Source organism: Mesorhizobium sp. M7A.F.Ca.CA.001.10.2.1 (assembly GCF_003998575.1).
Classification (GTDB): Bacteria; Pseudomonadota; Alphaproteobacteria; order Rhizobiales; family Rhizobiaceae; genus Mesorhizobium.
Genome location: NZ_RZQY01000762.1, coordinates 1 through 2,629 on the forward strand (window position 1 = coordinate 1; position 2,629 = coordinate 2,629).

Genomic DNA, 2,629 nt, shown 5'->3' on the forward strand with positions numbered 1-2,629 from the left:
GTCCATGACCGCTGGTTTCGAGGTCGCCCTTATTGATCCCAATTGAACGCGCCTTCCGGGCACGGCGCAAGCGGCCAGCGCGAAGCGGTCTCCCGCCCCGGTCACCCAAGCAATGCAATAACGCTGGCTAGTGCCGATTTATTCCCGGTCGGGGTGAAATCTTATTGTTCTTGCTTGCCTTTATCCGTTTTCCCGCGCCGCCCGCGTCAAAAGCCGCTGATAAAACAGGCCGATGCCGATCAGCACGGCGCCAAGGCCGATGAACGACAACGCCCTCAGCACACCTTCCAGCTCCGACATGTCGAAGATGAAGACCTTCAGCACGGCGATCGCGATCAGCGCGGCCGAGGCGACGCGCAGCACCTGCGATTTCAACCAGACACCGGCTGTGAGGAGCGCAACGCCAATCACCAGCCAAAGCGCCGAGTAGGTATAGGTTTCCAACTGGCCGAGGCCGCTCCACAAGCCGATGAACTCGCCCTTGAACAGGCGCCTCACCGACAGCGTGGCATAGGCGAAGGCAAGCACGGCAGCCACCACGGCCAGCATCTGCGCATACCATTTCGGCCGCTTGTCCCTGGCGTAGAGCGCCAGTCCCCCGGCGGCGACCGCAGGCAGGAGATAGGCGAGGAACAACAGGTTGAACACCGGGATCCGGCCTGTCGATTCGTCTGACAACAGCGGATTCAGCACGACGAAGTGCCTGACAACGATGAAGGCGACCGAGGCCACACCGGCGGCCATCGAACCATAGCGCAGCACCGAGCTTGGCGAGCGCATGTCGATGGCGACCAGGATGGCGCCGGCGCCGATGGCGATCAGGGTGTAGATCGACTGTTCGGCGAGCGTCATGGCACCCGTGTCGATGACGCCGCCGTGCATGGCGTGGCGCACCAGCATAGCGAGCGTGAGCAGCGCAAACAGCGCCGCAGCCGCCTCCATGGCAAGGCGCGGCCGGCCATTCGTGGTGCGCGCAAGCTGCCAGGCGGCAAAGCCGAAGGCCAGTGCCGGCACGCCGTAGCCTGGCAGCAGCCAGTTGAACACCGGCGTCGTCGACAGGAACCCGGCACCGACGATGGTCGGGTCGAAAGCGACGCGGCCAAGCACCGCGATCACCGCGCCGACCGAAATCCAGCCGAGCACCGGATAGGCGCGCCAGCGCGTAGTCAGCGCCGGCACGATGGCCGCCGCACCGAGCAGGATGGTGGTCCAGCCGGAATCGAAAGCCATATGCATGAGCAGGAGCCCGGCGATGGCCGCGCCGCCCAGGGCAAACGACACCGCGACACCGCCCTTGAGCGGCGGCTCCTCGGCCCGCGCGATCCACTCGCCGCCGGCGGCGAAAATGACGACCAGCAGTGCCGCTGCGGCAGCGTAGACAAGGTCACGGTCGAGATTGCCGAAGGTGAACCAGAGTGCCAGCAGGATGACCAGCGGGACAATGACGCCCCACGCTGCCCATGAGGCCGCGCGGATCTGCGTGCCGGCGGCGAACCGGCGCGCGGCCCAGAAGCCGGCGCCGATGAAGACCAGGCCGAGTACGATGCCGATGCGCAAGGTCAGCGCGTTGGACGTGGCCACCGGCAGTCCGTCGACGCCCAAGGCGCCGCTGGAAAAATCGGAAGCGATCGAGGTTGGCGGGATGATGCCGAGATAGATCAGCACCGTGACCAGTCCCGCGGCATAGAGGAGCGGCAGCGCCAGCGGACGATAAAGCGCGACCCCCACCATCGCGGCGATCACCACCGCGCCCGGCAAGGCGTAGCCGGCGGCAGCGAAGGCCGGGTCGACCGACAGGCCCAGCGCCGAGAATGCGACGAACAGGCCAGGCACGATGGACGGCCAGTCGAAAGCCCTGGCTGGTCCAGGTTCGTCGTCACGGCGAGCGAGCCAGACAAGGGCGAGCACGGCCAGCGTGACGGCGTCGATGAACAGGATGGCAGAGAGGTTCGCCCCTGGCGCATCGGTCATATAGAGGATGGTCCAGACACCGGCGCCGAAAAAGGCGGCCGCCATCAGTAATTTCCAATCGCGCATGCGGGCGATGACGCCGGTGACGGCAAGCACGATCGCGAGATAGCCGAAAAGCGCCCAGGGATTGGGTGCCTGCGAGGCGACCAGCACCGGCGTCACCATGGCGCCTACCAGGCCGATGCCGGCCAGCGCCTGACCATGGACCAGGGCGGCCGCGATCGTTGCCACGCCGATGACGCCGAGCAGCGTGAAGGCGAGTGCCGGGCCGATGAAGCCGTAAATGCCATGCGCGGCATAGACGGTGCCGAACAGGATGAAGGCACCGGCAGCAGTCAGGATCGCTGGAATATAAGCGCCAGCGGCCCCTTGCACCGGCACCTTGAAGCCGGTGCGGCGGATGAACTCGCCGCCGGCCACCAGCACCAGGCCGAGCACGCCGGCCATGGTCAGCCGCACGCCGGGACCGAAAATACCTGCCTCGATGGTGTAGCGGATCAGGAACAGGCCGCCCAGCGCCAGCGCGATGCCACCGACCCAGACCGCCCAGCGGGTGCCGAGCGCGGTTTCGACATCGGATTGGCGGGCGGCTTTCGCCGCTCCGGGAAGCTCCGCAGGTTCCACTGCCTTCGGTGCCGGTTCTGGAGCGGTCCACGGG

The 2,629-nt window shown here is 66.5% G+C and carries 1 protein-coding gene; it reads right to left on the bottom strand.

The features are described 5' to 3' along the window. Positions 1-180: 180 nt before the first annotated feature. Positions 181-2,629 (bottom strand): DUF2339 domain-containing protein (locus EN964_RS31325; protein WP_164776132.1); only part of this gene is annotated, 2,449 nt, incomplete at its 5' end.